13 protein-coding genes and 1 pseudogene are annotated in these 15,947 nt (G+C 69.9%); 4 read left to right on the forward strand and 10 right to left on the reverse strand.

The window, feature by feature from the left end; genetic code table 11:
• Positions 1-171 precede the first annotated feature (171 nt).
• The 3 genes from ALI22I_RS04965 to ALI22I_RS47335 all read left to right on the forward strand — a co-directional run bounded on the left by ALI22I_RS04965 (position 172) and on the right by ALI22I_RS47335 (position 2,084).
• Positions 172-660, forward strand: a complete 489-nt coding sequence (locus tag ALI22I_RS04965; protein WP_077004344.1) for a Gfo/Idh/MocA family oxidoreductase — start codon at positions 172-174, stop codon at positions 658-660.
• Positions 657-1,577 (forward strand): sugar phosphate isomerase/epimerase family protein, encoded by a 921-nt coding sequence (locus tag ALI22I_RS04970; RefSeq protein WP_077004345.1) that lies wholly within the window; start codon positions 657-659, stop codon positions 1,575-1,577. Before ALI22I_RS04965 ends, ALI22I_RS04970 begins: the two co-directional genes overlap by 4 nt.
• 129 nt (positions 1,578-1,706) lie before the next feature.
• Complete coding sequence (locus ALI22I_RS47335) at positions 1,707-2,084, forward strand: hypothetical protein (protein WP_274522750.1); 378 nt, start codon at positions 1,707-1,709, stop codon at positions 2,082-2,084.
• Here the strand turns inward: ALI22I_RS47335 and ALI22I_RS53065 are convergent.
• The 3 genes from ALI22I_RS53065 to ALI22I_RS04990 form a co-directional block, all read right to left on the reverse strand.
• Positions 2,017-2,688, reverse strand: a complete 672-nt coding sequence (locus ALI22I_RS53065) for a winged helix-turn-helix transcriptional regulator (protein WP_238598107.1) — start codon at positions 2,686-2,688, stop codon at positions 2,017-2,019. The two genes, ALI22I_RS47335 and ALI22I_RS53065, sit on opposite strands and share 68 nt — an antisense overlap.
• 429 nt (positions 2,689-3,117) lie before the next feature.
• Positions 3,118-4,419, reverse strand: coding sequence for a hypothetical protein (locus ALI22I_RS54450; RefSeq protein WP_077004346.1), 1,302 nt, complete (start codon positions 4,417-4,419; stop codon positions 3,118-3,120).
• 254 nt (positions 4,420-4,673) lie between these two features.
• Positions 4,674-5,933 carry an MFS transporter gene (locus tag ALI22I_RS04990; RefSeq protein ID WP_179118099.1) on the reverse strand — a complete coding sequence of 420 codons (1,260 nt, stop codon included), beginning with the start codon at positions 5,931-5,933 and terminating at the stop codon, positions 4,674-4,676.
• A gap of 412 nt (positions 5,934-6,345) precedes the next feature.
• Between ALI22I_RS04990 and ALI22I_RS04995 the strand changes: the two genes are divergently transcribed.
• Positions 6,346-6,978 carry a DedA family protein gene (locus tag ALI22I_RS04995; RefSeq protein WP_077004367.1) on the forward strand — a complete coding sequence of 211 codons (633 nt, stop codon included), beginning with the start codon at positions 6,346-6,348 and terminating at the stop codon, positions 6,976-6,978.
• Positions 6,979-7,367: 389 nt separating this feature from the next.
• Here ALI22I_RS04995 and ALI22I_RS05005 read toward each other — a convergent pair whose 3' ends face one another.
• The 7 genes and pseudogenes from ALI22I_RS05005 to ALI22I_RS53075 all read right to left on the reverse strand — a co-directional run.
• Complete coding sequence (locus ALI22I_RS05005; RefSeq protein WP_083751426.1) at positions 7,368-8,213, reverse strand: class I SAM-dependent methyltransferase; 846 nt, start codon at positions 8,211-8,213, stop codon at positions 7,368-7,370.
• Between the two features lie 118 nt (positions 8,214-8,331).
• On the reverse strand, positions 8,332-9,963 hold the full coding sequence (locus ALI22I_RS05010; RefSeq protein WP_077004349.1) for a helix-turn-helix transcriptional regulator: 1,632 nt from the start codon (positions 9,961-9,963) through the stop codon (positions 8,332-8,334).
• Between the two features lie 57 nt (positions 9,964-10,020).
• Positions 10,021-10,701, reverse strand: coding sequence for a hypothetical protein (locus ALI22I_RS05015; RefSeq protein ID WP_143531972.1), 681 nt, complete (start codon positions 10,699-10,701; stop codon positions 10,021-10,023).
• A gap of 96 nt (positions 10,702-10,797) precedes the next feature.
• Positions 10,798-12,360 carry an HD domain-containing phosphohydrolase gene (locus ALI22I_RS05020; RefSeq protein ID WP_077004351.1) on the reverse strand — a complete coding sequence of 521 codons (1,563 nt, stop codon included), beginning with the start codon at positions 12,358-12,360 and terminating at the stop codon, positions 10,798-10,800.
• A 222-nt stretch (positions 12,361-12,582) separates the two neighbouring features.
• A complete protein-coding gene (locus tag ALI22I_RS05025) occupies positions 12,583-13,884 on the reverse strand; it encodes a serine hydrolase domain-containing protein (protein WP_238598108.1) in 1,302 nt (433 codons plus the stop codon).
• 273 nt (positions 13,885-14,157) lie between these two features.
• The gene (locus ALI22I_RS05030; RefSeq protein ID WP_077004368.1) at positions 14,158-15,360 is read right to left on the reverse strand and encodes a serine hydrolase domain-containing protein; all 1,203 of its coding nucleotides are present in this window, start codon (positions 15,358-15,360) and stop codon (positions 14,158-14,160) included.
• 213 nt (positions 15,361-15,573) lie between these two features.
• Positions 15,574-15,947: pseudogene (locus tag ALI22I_RS53075) on the reverse strand (hypothetical protein); the annotation flags it as partial.

Here is a 15,947-nt window from a genome sequence, read left to right on the forward strand (position 1 = left end):
AGGCGAATACAGCACCCGGAAATGCCCGCAGACCGCGATCACAACCTTGCTGGGCCCGTAACGCTGGTCGTGCCGCTGATCGAAGGCATCGCTCAAGGTGCGCCCTGCGCAGGAACGTGCTAGCAAGACCTGCAGGCGTGACCCTCGTCATGCAGATCCGAGGGATGCAGGATGGCAGATCGCCGTCGATCCGGGATCGTCGGCACCGGCTTCATCGGTGAGGTCCATGCGCGGGCCGTACGGGCAGCGGGCGGCGTCGTCGCTGCTGTTGCCGGCCGTGACGCGAAGTCGTCGGCGGCCGCGGCCACCAGGCTGCGGGCGGCGCGGGCGGCCTCGTCGGCGGAGGAACTGATCGAGGCCGACGATGTCGATGTCATCCACATCTGCACGCCGAATCACTTGCACGCGCCGCTGACCGGGCGCGCGTTGGCCGCCGGTAAGCACGTGATCTGCGAGAAGTCGCTCTCCACGGACGTGAGCAGTTCCCGCAGCCTTGCCCTCCTGGCGGCCTCGGCCTTCGTCACCGACGTCTACGCCGCCGTTGCCGGCGATACGCCCGACGGTCTTCCCCCGTTCGATGACGGCCTGCGTGCCGCCGTCGTCACCGACGCCGTCCTGACGTCCGCCGCGAGCGGCGGCTGGGTGGAGGTGCCCGCATGAAGCTCGGATTCCTGACCGCCTGCTTGCCGCAGCGCAGCCTCGCCGACATTGCGACCTGGGCGGGGGCGAACGGGTTCGAGGCGTTGGAGGTGGCCGCCTGGCCGGCACTGGGAAACCGACCGTTCACCGCGACCCACTTGGACGTCAACGGCTTCGGCCAACAGCAGGCCGACGAGATCAGGGCGCTGGCCGACCAGCACGGCCTGACCCTGTCGTCACTGGGCTTCTACGACAACAACCTGCACCCCGACCCTGTTGAGCGCAAGGCTGTGAACGCTCACGTGCTGGCGCTCATCGACGCCGCGGCCCTGCTCGGGGTGCCCACCGTGGGAACCTTCGTCGGACGGGACCCCACCAGGAGCGTCGCGGAGAACCTCCGCGCCGCGGAGCAGGTGTTCCGTCCGCTCGTAGACCGGTCGGGCGAGCGCGGGGTGAAGATCATCATCGAGAACTGCGTGATGGAAGGCTGGCACCCCGACGGCTATCCCGGCAACCTGGCCTACTCGCCGGAACTGTGGGAGTGGATGTTCGAACAGGGCCTCTACCTCAACTACGACCCGTCACACCTGGTGTGGATGGGCATCGATCCCGTCGAGGCGCTGCGGCCCTACGTCGACCGGGTCGCGCACGCCCAAGCGAAAGACATCCAGGTGTTCCCCGAACGGCGTACCCGGTACGGCTGGCCCGGGAAGGCTGTCGTCCGGGACGACCCCTGGGACGTCGGCTGGTGGCGATACCGCGTGCCCGGCCTCGGGCAGGTCGATTGGCGTGCCGTCGTCGACACCCTCTACGAGGGCGGCTTCGACGGAGTCCTCTCCGTCGAACACGAAGATCCCGTCTGGGGTGGCACAGAGGACCGCGTCGAGACAGGCCTTCAGGTCGCCCACCGCACCCTACGACCGCTGCTGGTCGCCTGAGACCCGGTGGGCGGCGGGCCGATGAGTACCCCACACCAACCGAGAAGCGCATACGAGGGGACAGCCACTTATTGAGGGAGGCACAGTCACGTGACTGCTACGACCGGTCAGCCTCCGGGCGCGATCAGTATGGCAACGCGCCTGAAGCTCTCCTCGATGATGTTCCTCGAGTTCTTCATCTGGGGTGCTTGGTTCGTCACCATGGGCACGTTCCTCGCCGTCAGCCTGGCAGCGTCCGGAAGCCAGATCAGCCTTGCCTACCTCACCCAGTCCCTCGGGGCGATCGCGGCACCCGGTGGCGGCGATGACGCCGGCGTTCCGGCCCTGATCAACCCTCGTGCGGTACCCGCGATGCGCGAGGCCGGCGCGGGCACCCTGCTCTGCATCGGCCGGGGCGGCGGCCGGGTGCCGCACGCCGCGCAGGCGCTGTCCTTCATCTTCAGGGTGCAGTGGCGGTGCGGGCCCGGTGTTCGCGGATCTGGCTGTGGTGGTCCGCAACCCAGGTGATCAAGGACGTGACGATGTGGTGGAGGCTGAGGCCCGGGGGAGTGAGGGCGTACTCCACGCGCGGTGGCACCTCGGCGTAGGCGGTCCGGGTCACCAAGCCGTCCTGCGAAAGTACGGCCTGGCCGGCGCCCGCCTGGAGGCGTCGACCCGCCAGATCGAAACCCAGCCCCACCGCGACGTGTGCCGGGGTCAGGAGGACGACGACCCGCAGGAGAAGTGCGACACGGATCTGCTGGAACAGGCCAAGCAGCGCGTGCAGTGGACCAACAGGGGGGACGAGCAGCCGGCGAAGCGAGGCAGCGGCTCCAACGAGGTCGTCGTCGGCCTCTCGCCCGGCTTCGGCCTCTTCGAGGGCCGGACCATCACCAAGGAGTGCGACGATGACACCGGACGGGGTTGACGGCCGCGGCAACCGTGTCGGGGCGAGGTCGGGTGGCCCCGCGGCGAGCGCGGCGGCGTCGCACACCGTGTCGGCGGCCAACTCGCGGGCGCGCCGGGCCAGGCCGGTCGTCTGCTCCGGCGTCTCGTAGTAGTAGGCCGGCATGGTCTGCTGGGCCGGCACGAGCGCGGTCAGCAGCGGATCGTCGCCGTCGCGGGCGGACAACAGCGACGTTGCTCTACGGCCAATGGCTGCGTCGCCAACGTCGCAGGGCCGATGCCCGTACCCAACTGCGGATCGCCATCGCGCTGTTCGACAGCCTCGGTGCCGTGCCCCGGGCACAGCGTGCCCGGACCGAACTGCGGGCGACAGGCGTCGCGGCACACGAAGGGCGTTCCGATGTCACAGCGCTACTCACCCCACAGGAGCTGGAAGTAGCCCAACTCGCGTCTCTTCGCGTTGTGCCGCGTTCGTGCCCGACCGGGACACCCGGTCGGGCACGAAGAAGCACTGTCCTGTTACGGATGGATGGTCAGACCGGGTGAACCGTCCGGCGGGGATTCCAACCAGGCTGTGGAACGCTTGTCAGCAGGGCCGGTGGAAGACCGATGCCGCTGATTTCCGTGGCATCGGCGTCCAGTCCCTCGCCGTTGCTCACTTACCCGGCATCGCTGAGGACGCGGCCTGTTCCGCGACGGCGAGGTCGTCGGCCCGGCGGTCCCGAACGGTGGTCTCGTCGGTGCGCTGGACGCCGGCGGCGCGCAGGTCGTTGACACAGCCGGGTACGTCGGCGACGGACTCGCAGTTGTCCGGCCGGTTGCCGCTCACCACGGCCCCGTTGACCAGCGTGACGTGTCCCCTCAGGGTGTAGATGCCGCCGCCGGAGGCCGGGAGGCGGGAGGAACCTGCTCCGGGCTCGCCCGCGGCGTTGTCGCTGACCGTTCCGCCGTCGAGGGTGAGGGTGTCGTAGAACACGCCGAGTCCGCCGCCGCCACCGCCGAAGCCGGCCCAACCCGCGTACCCGCCGGCCCCCGCGACACCGGCGTCGCCCCCGCGACCGGCGCGGTTACCGGTGATCGTGGTTCCGGTGATGACCGGATTCAGCGGCTGGCCTTCTCTGGTGGCGATGAACACCCCGGCGCCCGTACCGCCGCTACCGCCGTCTCCACCGCCACCGCGGGTGGCGCCCCCTGAACCACCCTGGGCGCCGTCCGCGGCGATGTTGCCGGTGATGCTGCTGCCGGTGATCCGCAGGATGGTGCCGCTGGTGACGTCGATGCCGCCACCGAAACCACCTGAGCCGCCCCGACCGCCCGGCTTCGTGCCCGTACCGTTGCCGCCCCGACCACTGGCTCCAGTGGTGTTGTTGCTGATCGAGCTGTTGGTGATCGTCAGCGCCACCGGGGTGGAGCTGTAGGAGGCGATGCCGCCGCCGAAACCGCCGAGCCCGCCGCGACCGGCCGAGGCGGTGGCGGTGGCGTCGGCGCCGGGAGCACCCGCCCCTGCGCTGTTACCGGTGATCACGCTGTTGGTGATGGTCAGCGGGCCCCAGTTCTGGATACCGCCACCAGCCCCGCCCGAGTTCCCATCTCCGTAGGAGTTGGCACCGACGCCATCGGGGGCGTGGCCGCCGGCGATGGTGACCTCGTTGAGGGTCAGGTCACCCCAGTTGGAGATGATCCGGAACTGGGGTGCGGTCTGGACCCGGGCGATGGTGGAGTGGTTGCCGTTGATGGTGAGCTTGCCCCTGATGGTGGGCAGCCCAGCGTTCCAGGCGGTATCGGCGGGCGCGGTGAGTGCGTAGACGCAGTTCGGCGTTAAGGACAGGGTGTCCGGGGCATCGGTGGCGTTGGCCGCGGCGACTGCCTGGACCAGTGCGGCCGGGTCGCAGGGAACGTTGATGTCGGCGGCGTGGGCCGGTGGAGCAGCCAGGGTGAGTGCTCCCAGTGCGGTCACTGCCGTGGCGGCGACGGATCGTCTTCGGGATCTTGTGCGCTGCGGCATCGAGGAACCTCTCGGATCAAGGGATCGGGATGAGTGCTGACGAACAGGCCGGCGACCACGACCAGCGGGGTCCCCGGCGGCGGCTTCGGTCGGCACGACCAGGCCGCCCTCCGATTGGCCCCCCACGGGCACGGCAACCGCCCCGGACGAGGCTACCGAAATGTGCGGATCATGAAGACGTCAAGGACGAAGCGTCTCGTCGCGGCTCACTCCTGTGCTGGTTCGGTGGGTCGGGGTTCGGGGCCGTGTTCGGTGTTGACGGCCTTGCGCAGGTCGGGCAGCAGCCAGGCGCACACGACGACGCCGACGATGCACAGCAACCCACCGGAGAGAGCGGCCAACGCCGGTGACGCCAGGCTCGCGATCGCGCCTGCCCTGGCGTCACCGAGTCGCGGCGCGGCGTTCGTCTGGGCCAGCCACAGTCCGCTGACCCGTCCGCGCAGCTCGTCGGGGACCGAGCGCTGCACCAGCGTGCTGCGGCACATCTCCGACACGACGTCGGCCGCCCCGGCCACGGCGAGCGAGACCAACGCGATCGGAAACGACGTGACGAGACCGAAAACAGCGATGGCGGCACCCCAGGCCGCGACCGAGTACAGGGTCAGGTGCCCCAGCCGGTGCACCCGCCCGACCCAGCCACTGCCCAACGCCGCCAGCAACGCGCCGGCCGCCGGTGCGGCGTACAGCAGGCCGACGCTCTCCGGCCCGGCGTCGAACACGGCGGTGCCGAACGCCGGGAACAACGCCCTGGGCATCCCGAACACCATGGCGTTGAGGTCGATCAGCATGACCCCGCGCAGGATCGGCTGGTCCTTGGTGAACTTGAGACCACGTGTCAGGGACCGGCCGATACCCAGCAGCCCCACGTCGCCGTGCGCGTCGGAACGCTCGGGCGGCGCGGGCTTCGTCATCACCAGCAACACGGCGAACACCGCGAAGCTCACCATGTCCGCCAGGTACACCCAGGGCAGCCCGGCCGACCCGATCAGCACACCGCCGATCGCGGGCCCGATGAACACACCGGCCTGGATGACGATCGCGTTGAGCGCCGCCGCGGAGGGCAACAGCCTCGGCCCGACAGCCCGCGCACTGAGAGCCGTGTAGGCCGGGGCGGTCAGCCCCCCGAGCAACGCCCGCACGGCCACCAACAGGAACACCGCGACCAACGGAGTAGTGGCCCCCAACGCCACGACCGCCAGCCCACCGGAGGTCAACACCGACACGCACTGGAGGACCAGCAACAGCCGCCGCCGGTCCATCCGATCGGCCACCACCCCGCCCAACAACATGCCGAGCACCTGCGGCACCAGCTCCACCACGCTGAGCAGACCGACCATCCACGACGACCCGGTGAGCACGTAGACCTGGTACGCGACGGCGACCGTGGCCATCTGGCTACCCAGGACCGAGATCAGATAGCCGGCGAAGACAAGCCGGTAGTCCCGCCGTTCCCGGAGCGGGCTCACATCCACCACAAACCGGCTCAGGAATCCCGAGGTCAAAACATCCCCTGTCGCTGAGTGAAGTGGAGCGCGGTCGACCCTCTCGGGTTCCGTCGAATCCGTCAAATCGCGTCTGCGGCGCCCATGCGCTATTAAGCCATGCCCACAACCGGCGGCGTCGGCCAGTTTGAGTGGAATCACTTTAAATCGGTGTCGCATGGGGGTGAAATCTGATTGTGGGCAAAAATTTCCATTTCGGGGGCGCGGTCGTACCGGCGTCGATTGTCGCGTGCCAGAGGCTGATGGCGTCCGACTGGACGTCAGCGATCACCGCTGACGATACGTCCGAATGGCATCGGCAGCGGCATCGGTTCATGATCTGCGTGAACGGCGTTCGGCGCACGCCGGGAGCCGACACACGGAGGTGGGCCGCGCGGTGAACGACCAATTGCCCGGAATCCTCGGTGAGGTGGCCTCCGCCTTGGATCGTTACGGCTACGTCGCGGTGTTCTCCACGGTGTTCGTGGAGAGCTTCGGGGTCCCGGCTCCCGGCCAGACGGTTCTCGTCGTGGCGGGCATCTACGCGGGTACCGGACACCTCAACGTGTTCGGCGTCGCGTTGGTGGCGCTGCTCGCCGCGGTCGTCGGAGACAGCCTCGGCTACATGATCGGCCGCCTCGGCGGCAGGCCGTTGGTGCTGAAGGTCGGACGCTACGTGTTCCTCACCGACGAACGGCTGCGCAAGGCCGAGGGCTTCTTCGTCCGGCACGGCAACAAGGTCGTCGTGGCGGCGCGGTTCGTGGACGGTCTGCGCCAGGTCAACGGCGTGGTCGCGGGCGTGGTGCGGATGCCGTGGCCGCGGTTCGTCACGTTCAACGCGATCGGCGCGGTGCTCTGGGTCGCGTTGTGGACTCTGCTGGGTTATCTGGCCGGCGACCACGTCACCGTCATCTACGACGACATCCGGCGTTACCAGGGGTACTTGCTCGTCGCGCTGGGCTGCCTGCTGGTGGTCGGCCTGGTCCTCGCCCTGCGTCACCGACGCGGCCGCTCGCAACGACGGCGGTGAACCAGTGGTCGCGGCACGCCGAAATGCCGCAGTGGGCGCTGCCGGACGTTCCCGGCTACGACGTCGACGAGCTGTCGGAGGGTCGCGCGCCACCCCCGCCGGCCGCCAAGCCGCCTACCGTGCGCCCCGACCTCCCGCGGCACATCGCCTTGCTGGCGGCGGTGGCGGATTACCTGATGCCTGCGCGGGCAGGACCCGGCCGCCGCGGCGGCCACGCTGACCGGGGCTCAGGCCGTGAGCCTTCTCGCTCACGGCCCGAGGTAGTCGAGGGCGCTCCCGTGGATGCCGTGTTGTGGTTGTAGTCGGCGTCCACCAGGGCGGTGAGCGTTTCCCTGGACACGGGGGTGGGAGCGCAGCGGCTTTCCCCGGTCTCTGTCGGCACAGCCGCCTTATTTTGTGCCTACTCCGATGTTCAAGGGCGCCGTGAACACGGCCGGGCCGTTGTGGGCGGACCGTTCGCGGATCATGCCGTCGAGCACCCGGATGATGTCTTCGCGCTGCTCGTCCGTGAAGTCGGCGACGAGCGCGCCGGGAATCGGGTTTCCACCGATGCACCAGTCCCAGAGCTGCTGTCCGCTCAGCACTTCGATCCGTTCGTGGTGACTCGTGTCGACGGTGACGTCCTTCAAGCCCGCATCGGTCAGCCTCCGACGCAGGACTTCCGGGTCCGAGACCTGGAACTCCAGCGGTGGCTCGTCCTCCGGGATGCCCTCGAATTCGGGGACGACCGCCCGCACCGCGCTGACGAAGAAGTGCAGTGCCTCGAACTCGTCCGGGTTCCCGTACGCGGTGAGGAAGACGCGTCCACCGGGCTTCGTCACCCGGACCATCTCCCGCAGCGCCCGCGCCTGATCCGGGACGAGCATGACGCCGAACTGCGAGCCGGTGACGTCGTAGGTGTCGTCGGCGATGTCGAGCCGGTGGCATTCCATCACTCGGCCTTCGGCGTCCAGCCCTTCGGCTGCCACGTGCGCGTTGAAGCGCTCGATCATCCCGGGCGCCCAATCGACGGCCAGCACCTTGGCGCCGAGCCGTGCCGCCGGGAGGCCCAGTCCGCCGGGGCCGGTGGCGACGTCGAGGAACGTGTCGCCCTTCCGCACACCCGCGAGCCGCAGTCCGGCCAGGGCCAGATCGGACTCACCCGGTGCGACGTGCTCGTCGTACAGCGCCGCGATCGCATCCCACGCCTCGACGGGGAAACCTTGCCGTGTCGTCTCGTGCTGCATATCCGTCATGTCCGGCTCCCTTCCAATGCCCCTGTCAACCGGACGTTAAGCGCGGAAAAGCCGGACAGCTTCGGACGAACGACCCAGACCTCCTCTTGAGGGCGTGGGTAGTTCTGTCCACACGCCCCTAGATCAGGGCGTTCTCGTACGCGTAGGCAGTGGCCGCCGCGCGGGACGGCACCCGGATCTTGGTGAAGCAGTTGCTGACGTGGCGGGCGACGGTTTTCTCGGAGAGGCCGAGTTCTTTCGCGATCGCGCGGTTCGTCCTGCCGGACGCGACCAGCCTCAGCACCTCCACCTCACGCGCGGTCAGGCCGCCGGGGGCCTTCCCGTACGGCGATCTCATCAGTGCGTCGAGCCGGTCGACATCCGGTGTGGCCCCGAGCTGCTCGAAGACCGTCCGCGCGCCGTGGAACTCCATGTCGGACGTCTCGGGATCGTCGAGTGCGCGGCAGGCCAGCCCTGTGAGCACCCGGACGCGTGCCATCTCGTGCGGAGCGTCCAACTCGCGCCACAGCGATCCGGCGTTGCGGAGCTTCCGCAACGCCGATCGCGCGTCACGTTCGGCGAGCAGGACCGCTCCGGCGGCTGAAGCGGCCACCGCGTCCAGGTACGGAGCGTCCAAGGCACCCGCGATCTGCGCGAGCTCGTCGGCTCCTGTGCGGGCCGACGGCACATCGCCGGCGGCGATCATGACCTCGACGTACGCGGGCAGCGCGCGCGACCGTGCGGACGGGTCGTCGGTTTCGGCGACCACGCGCCGCATCACGGCGGACGCCACGTCGATCCGTCCCTGCGCCAACCTGAGCAGCGCGAGACCCGGCTCGGGCCGGCGGCCCGCTTCACCGGCCTTGCGGTAGCTCTGCTCGGCCTTCGTGAACTCCCCGCGCAACCGCTGCAGCTCGCCGAGCTGGTAGTACGCCGCACCGAGCGTGTCCCACTCGACCGGTCCGGACAGGAGGTCGCAGGCCTGCTCGGCGGCCTGCAGCGCGTCGTTCCACGCGCCTTGCAGCTGCATGAGCTCGCACCGGTGGACCAGGCAGTTGCCCCGATAGGGGACGAGGTCGGGTTGGGAGTCGCACCAGCGGGTGAGCGCCGCGGTCCACTCACGGGCGCGACGCAGGTCGAACAGGTCGGAGCAGGCCCCGATCACGGCGCAGTAGGCGATCCCGGCGTACATCGGTGAGACTTCGCCGGACGTCACCCCGGCCATGACCTCGTCCAGCAGACCGACGCCCGCGGGGCCCTGTCCCCGCATGACCAGGCACATGCCCTGGCCGAGTCGTGACATCGTCACCAGGTCGAGGTCGCCGAAGCGCCGGCCGGCCTGGACGCTCTCGGTGAATGCCGGCTCCGCCCCCGCGGGGTCTCCGCCCCACATCCGCGCGTACGCGTTCCAGATGAGCAGCCACGCCTGTTCCGCGCACTCGTCGCAGCCTTCGAGCACGCGTCCGGCGCGTGCGAACCACCCCATCGCCGGCGCGACCTCGCCCCGGAACATCAGACCGGAACCGATCAGGACGGCGTTGCGCGCGGCGCGCTGCGGATCGTCACGGAGAAGGGCCTCATGGTGGGCACGCGTCCACACGCGCGCGGACACCTCGTCGTTGCCCGTCAGGTACGCGGCGAGCCCGAATCGTTCAAGGTCGTCGAGGTCGAGTGGTGTGTCGGCATCGGCGGCCGCGAGCTGGGTGTACGCGACGCCCCATGAGCGCTGCGCGAAGGACGTGCGCCCCTGCTCAAGCCCATCGGCCGTCATCGTTCCATTGTGGGTCTGACGCCCCACTCCGGCACCGCGTGAGCCGTCCAACCGGCCTCACGAGCTGAGGTGGTGGTTCCGCTCCCGCGACACCGGTTCGCCGGCGTGATGGGGCTGCTTCGCCATCGCGTACGCCAGCGGGAGGAGAGCCGCGAGTCCCGCGACGCCTTGCACGTGGAACTGGACGGCGGACAGCGGGACGAAGCGCGACAGAGCCATGACGACGAACGCCACCACGACGAGCCTCGTGAGCCCGGTGCTCAGAACCCGGCTTCGCGCCACGCCCCTCGCCATGCCGAGCACCCCGACGCCGAAGGCGAGCGCCCCGACGATCAACAACGGGACGAACCAGGGGACCAGCGCCTCCTGCGCCGCCCGAGCGCTCCCGCCCGTCTCGACCGCCGCGAGCGGCGCGAACTCCATCCCGGGCAGCATCGCGTACAGAGTGTTCCCGATGATGACGAACGGCAGTGCGGCGGCGCTCCAGCGATCTTCGCCCGCCTCGCGGAGGTAACCGCGGACCGCGAGGAACGCCAGGCTCAGCAGCCCGAATGCCACACCGGCCCCGAGGTGTGCGACCGCCCAGCGCGACGGGTCGAGTTCCACGGCCGAGGCCACTGCGTCGAGGTTCGGCTGGCGTCCCGGGAGGTGCGGGTGGTAGCTGAGCGCAGTGAGCAGGACTACGGGTGCGATCACCACGATGCCCACGCGAGCCGGACGTCTGGTCGAGGCGGACATGAGTGCCTCCTGTGGTCGAAGCCGTTTCCGATGGCCCTGACGCTAGGACGGAACGCGGGCTGACCCCATCGGGAGTTCTCCCCATGCCGTGACGCCCTATGCCGTGACGCCCTGCTGCATGGCGAACAGCATCGCCCCCGCACGCGTGGAGACCCCCATCTTCCGGTAGGAGTTCTGGACGTGGTGGTCCGCGGTCTTGACCGAGATCCCGAGGGCTCGGGCAACCTGCTTGGTCTGCAGGCCGCGGACGAGCAGGACGACGACCTCGCGCTCGCGGTCGGTCAGCCCGGCGGGGTGCGGGATCCGCGGGACGTGTTGACCGGCCGCCACGAGCACGGCGCCGACCGCCTCGGGGTCCAGTCGGCCGGCCCGTGCCTCGGCACTGACCGTCTCGGCGGCCTGTTCCGGCGACATCGGCGCACGGTGCGGCCGGGGCTCCGTCATGGCGTGGTACGCGTCGGCCACGGCGAGCACACGAGCGGGCACGCCCAGTACCGGGGCGGTGGCCTCGCGGTGGTAACCGGTGCCGTCGAGACGTTCGTGGTGGAAAGCCGCGATGGGGGTGAGCGCGGCGAGGAACGGCGCGCGGTTGAGGACGCGCTCGGTGTGGTAGGCGTGCAGCCTGACCCGCTCCCAGTCGTCCGGTGACAGCGGGCCGGCGTGCTGCCAGATGCGGACGGGCACCGCGACCCGCCCCAGGTCGTGCACGAGGGCCGCCCGCCGCAGCGCGCGGATCTCCTCGGCGGGGAGTCCACATCGCCCGCCGGCGGCTGCGGCCAGTTCGGCGACACCTGCCGAGTGACCGACCAGGTGTGGCGAGAGGAGGTCGGCGAAGTCGCCGATGGAACTCACCGCGCGGTCGATGGCCTCCCCTTCCAGCACGAGGTGCGGTCGGGGCTCGTAGGAGAGCGCGTCCGCCCAGGCCGAGGTGTGCGGATCGATGGCCAGGATCTCGGCGGCACGGTCCGCGAAGCGCCTCGCGACGTCCGGGTCGAACGCGCCACCGGCGCGGCCGCGCACCGCCCTGGTCGCGTGGTCGTCGCCTCCCAGCATGCGTTGGAAGGCGGCGTCACGGGCGACGTGGACGATCCGCATAGGCAGGGGGATCGCGTCGCCCTGAGCGCCCCGGCCGCCACCCCGACCGTCCCAACGGTCGTTCGCGTGCACGAACAAGGCCGACGTCGCGGACGGGAGGCCGAGTCTGCGCGTCAGCATCTGCGCGACGTCGCACTCGGCGGCCACGACAGCGGGAAACTCGTGCACCAGCCTCGGCAGTCGTCGAGCAATCCGCATCGCGCGCACGACAGGGGGGCGGCCCGGTGACGCGACGGCGCGGGCCATCCCGGCCAACGTCTGCCTCGGCGACCCGAACCGGACCGGGACGCCGTACGTCGTCAGCGCGTTGTCCCCGTCGAACATCTTCGCCGCCATCCCCGCGTTGGCGGTACAACCGACGTAGTACAGCAACGAGGCGTAGTAGGCCTGCGCCGTTGTCCCGGCGTCGGTACCCAGGCTGTCGCAGAGCCGTGCCGCGATGAGCGCGCTGTGCAGACCGTGTTCGAGGGGCACCCCGAGACCGAGGTCCGTCGCGAGGGAAAGCGCCGCGACGACCTCCGCCGTGCGGACCCGCTCCTCACCCCGCGACGTGTCGTCGGGCACCCGACCACGCTACCGCGCGGCCATGTCGGCGTCCGATTTCGCAAGTCCGCACAGCGCGGCACGGCCGTCCGGTCAGCGGAGTCCGCGCCGACCGCTACCGGACGTGCCGGGACCGTGGACGCCTGCGTTCGGGGACCGCTGCTCAGCGGTGGTCGGCTGTGCCCGAACGAATGGCTCCTTCCCCTCGAATTCCTCGCGGTCCGCAAACTTGGTCCGAACAACTCATCCGAGGCAGGATCGGACGGCCTTGGCCAGGTTCGACGCCCGCGGGTCGTCGGGCCGGAAGTTCCAGAGGTTCGTGACGTAGCCGAAGCCGACACCGGCGTCGGGGTCGGCGAAGCCGATCGATCCGCCGGAGCCGGGGTGGCCGAACGATCCCGGCCCGACCATCGGCATCGGTGGGCAGGCTCGCCAGAACCCGAGCGACATGTAGAAGGAGCGATCAGCCGGGATGTTCAGCCCCGGCGGCAGCCCGTGCATCGGCGTCTTGTCGGTCTGGACGGCTGTCATCCTCTCGACCGTCGACGGCTCCAGCAGCCGCACCCCGTCGACGTCGCTCACCGTGGCGGCATACATCCGTGCCACCGATCGCGCGTCCGCGAGCATGTTCGCGGCCGGGAACTCAGCCGCGCGCCAGGCACGCGTGGTGAAATATTCGGTCGTGTTGTCCAAGGCGCCGCCGAGCTCGCCGGCGCGGGCTTGGACCGAGCCCGGACTGTACATGGCGTTGACCCATGCGGTGATCGTGTCCGCATCCAGCCCGGTAATCGCGATCATCCCGGCGATCAGCTCCTCCAGGGAGAACGGAGCGGCGTAGTGGAGCCGGGCCACCCGTCGCTCTTCTTTCTCGGGCAGCCCGATCCAGGCGCTCAGTCCGAGAGGACGAGCCACCTCGTCGGCGAAGAACGTGCCGAGTGACTTGCCGGAGATCCGACGCACGACCTCCCCGACCAGGAACCCGTAGGTGACGGCGTGGTAGACGTGCTCGGTGCCCGGCTGCCACAGCGGCTTCTGCGCCTCTAGTGCACGGATGACCGGGTCCCAGGCGCACGCCTGCTCGAACGTCAGCGGTCCGTCGACGATCGGCAGACCGGCCTGGTGCGACAGCAACCAGCGCACCGGGATCCGGTCCTTGCCTCCTGCGCCGAACTTCGGCCAGTACCGGGCCACCGGGGCGTCCAGATCCAGCTCACCGCGCTGTGCCAGCATGTGGGCGCAGATCGCGGTAGCGCCCTTCGTCGTGGACGCGACCTGGACGATGGTGTTCCTGCCCCACGGTCGGTTCGCCTCGCGATCGGCGAGGCCGCCCCACAGGTTGACGACGGGGCGGCCGCCCACGTAGACGCTGCACGCCGCGCCGACCTCGCCGGGGTTTTCCTTGAAGTTCGCGCGGAACGCGTCGGCGACCTTTCCCCAGCCTTCCTCGACACAGTCATCACCACCGCCCCCGGAGACGCTCCCGGAGGCGCTCCCGGAGGCGCTGCCGCGGCCGGCGAGGCCGGCGAGCGCGCCGGCAGCCAGCACGCCCCCCAACAGGGTCCGGCGCCGAACGTGTCCCTGTCCGGTTGTCCCGCTTGTCGTGCCTACCATGCTGTAACCCTCTTTCTGGAGATCTGAAAACTTCCGGAGAAGACGCACGCCCGTACCGACCGGGACGGTCCGTGTCACTGGATCGGTGCGGCCGGGGTGGTGTGCGAGAAGCACGAGCAGTTCTCGGCGAAGACGGACACGGCCGTCAGTTCCACGCCGTACGGGTCCGCGGTGCTCAGCCCTGTCGACTGAGCCGGTTGGGCCCCGTCAGCCCGCGGCCTGTCCGCCGCAGAACACCACGTTGACGAGCCTCTGTACCGCCTTCGGCCATTCCTCTGCCAGGTCGATTGCGGCGTCCCCGGTGGTCAGCGAGCCGGTGAGGGTCTTACTGCCGTCGGGCGTGCTGTACATCAGCGCCCCGTAGCCCCCCGGCGGGCCGCCGTTGTGCTGGAAGATGGTGCCGCCGCAGTTCGGGCCCAGGTCCTGCACCCACAGCCCAAGGCCGTAGCCGAGCTTTCCGTGCGGCTTGCGCATCTCGGCCAGCAGCGGGGCCGGCAGGAGCTTGCCGCCCATCAGCGCGGAGATGAACGTGCGGAGATCCTGGGTGGTCGAGATCATGTCACCGGCGCCGGCCAGCAGGGAGAGGTTCTGGCGGGCGACGTCGACCACCTTCCACTGGCCGGCGTCCTGGTAGCGGTAGTAGCCGTGGGCGTGCGGCCCGAGGATCTCCGGCGAGGCGCCCGGCACCACAGTGCCCCGCAGCCCGAGCGGCCGCAGGATCCGCCGCTGCATCTCCTCGGCGTAGGAGCGGCCGGTGACCTTTTCGATCAGCAGCAAGGCCAGCGTGTAGTTGGTGTTGGTGTAGCGCTGGTCCGTCCCCGGCTCGAACCGCGCCGACTTGGACAGCGCCAGCCGTACCAGCTCCTGCGGCTGGTAGGTGTGGAACCGGTTGTCCACCCACACTTTGCCCGCGGCGGGGATTCCCGGCTCGTACGTCCCGTTGTCGTCGTAGTCGCCGGTGTAGTTGAACAACCCGCTGGTGTGCTGCAACAGCATCCGCACCGTGATCCGCCGGTCCAGCCCGAGCTCGGGCAGGTAGCCGGCCACCGGGCTGTCCAGCCCTACCTTGCCCTCGGCCACCAGCTGCAGCACCAGGGTCGCGGTGAAGGTCTTGGTGCTGCTTCCGATCCAGAACCGCCCGTTCGTCGGCGGCTTCGCGGTCTCGCCCAGCTTGCGCACCCCGGCGCTGCCGACCCACTCGCCCTGCTGATCGTGCACGCGCAGTTGCATCCCGGCGAAACCGGCATCGACGACCGCCAGGATGGCCTCCTGCAGCTCCGGGCGATCCTGCCCGGCAGCAGCCTCCGGCACTGCACTGCCGGCCGCGGTCGCCACCCCGGGTGCGACCACCCCGGCCAGCAGCGTGACTGCCACCGCCGCGACCCCCACCCGCCGGAAGAACCGCGGCATCCGGACCCTGCTGTTCCTGGTACCCCTGGTTGTTCCTGGAAACTCCCGGTCGACGCCGTCGAGCACGGTCTTGTCCTGGAACGCCTTTCGCGGCCCCGAGGCCGCGATCGCTGAACTGATCACGACGATCACGATCACCCGCAGCCCTGACACCGAACAGTCACCGCGCTGACACCGCCCCGGACACGGTGTCGCCTCAGGGAGAGCGGCAGTTCACCGGGGCAAGGTGACCTTGATCCGCGCGACGAGCGCCTTCTTCCTCCGATGTCGGGGCCGGCGAGGACGGCGAGGTCCGCCTGTGCCGCAGCCCCGGCGGATGCGTCGCCCGCCGGCGCAGGTATCACTCCGGCTTCCACCGGAGGTCAGCGGTTGGCGCGGTGCTCGACCACCCACGTGGCGATCTGGGTGCTCGCGGATCAGCCGCTGGATCCAGTCGAGCTGGTGCGGGCCGAAGCACTCCGCCCAGTACCGCTGCGAGAGGCGCACGTAATGCTCCAGGTGACGGGTCCGCACGGCGTCCTCCGCGCCCGAGCCCGACGACGTGAGCCGCGCGCGGCCGTACTGGCGGATGGTCTCCAGCATCCGGT

Origin of the sequence: Saccharothrix sp. ALI-22-I, from assembly GCF_001984175.1 — a bacterium.
Taxonomy (GTDB): domain Bacteria; phylum Actinomycetota; class Actinomycetes; order Mycobacteriales; family Pseudonocardiaceae; genus Actinosynnema.

What these genes read in the sequence shown, in the direction of transcription:
- ALI22I_RS04970 (WP_077004345.1), top strand. Translation starts at nt 657, where the DNA reads ATGAAGCTCGGATTCCTGACCGCCTGCTTGCCGCAGCGCAGCCTCGCC.
- ALI22I_RS04965 (WP_077004344.1), top strand. Translation starts at nt 172, where the DNA reads ATGGCAGATCGCCGTCGATCCGGGATCGTCGGCACCGGCTTCATCGGT.
- ALI22I_RS47335 (WP_274522750.1), top strand. Translation starts at nt 1,707, where the DNA reads ATGGCAACGCGCCTGAAGCTCTCCTCGATGATGTTCCTCGAGTTCTTC.
- ALI22I_RS05005 (WP_083751426.1), bottom strand. Translation starts at nt 8,213, where the DNA reads ATGACGGATATGCAGCACGAGACGACACGGCAAGGTTTCCCCGTCGAG.
- ALI22I_RS05030 (WP_077004368.1), bottom strand. Translation starts at nt 15,360, where the DNA reads ATGCCGCGGTTCTTCCGGCGGGTGGGGGTCGCGGCGGTGGCAGTCACG.
- ALI22I_RS05015 (WP_143531972.1), bottom strand. Translation starts at nt 10,701, where the DNA reads ATGTCCGCCTCGACCAGACGTCCGGCTCGCGTGGGCATCGTGGTGATC.
- ALI22I_RS05010 (WP_077004349.1), bottom strand. Translation starts at nt 9,963, where the DNA reads ATGACGGCCGATGGGCTTGAGCAGGGGCGCACGTCCTTCGCGCAGCGC.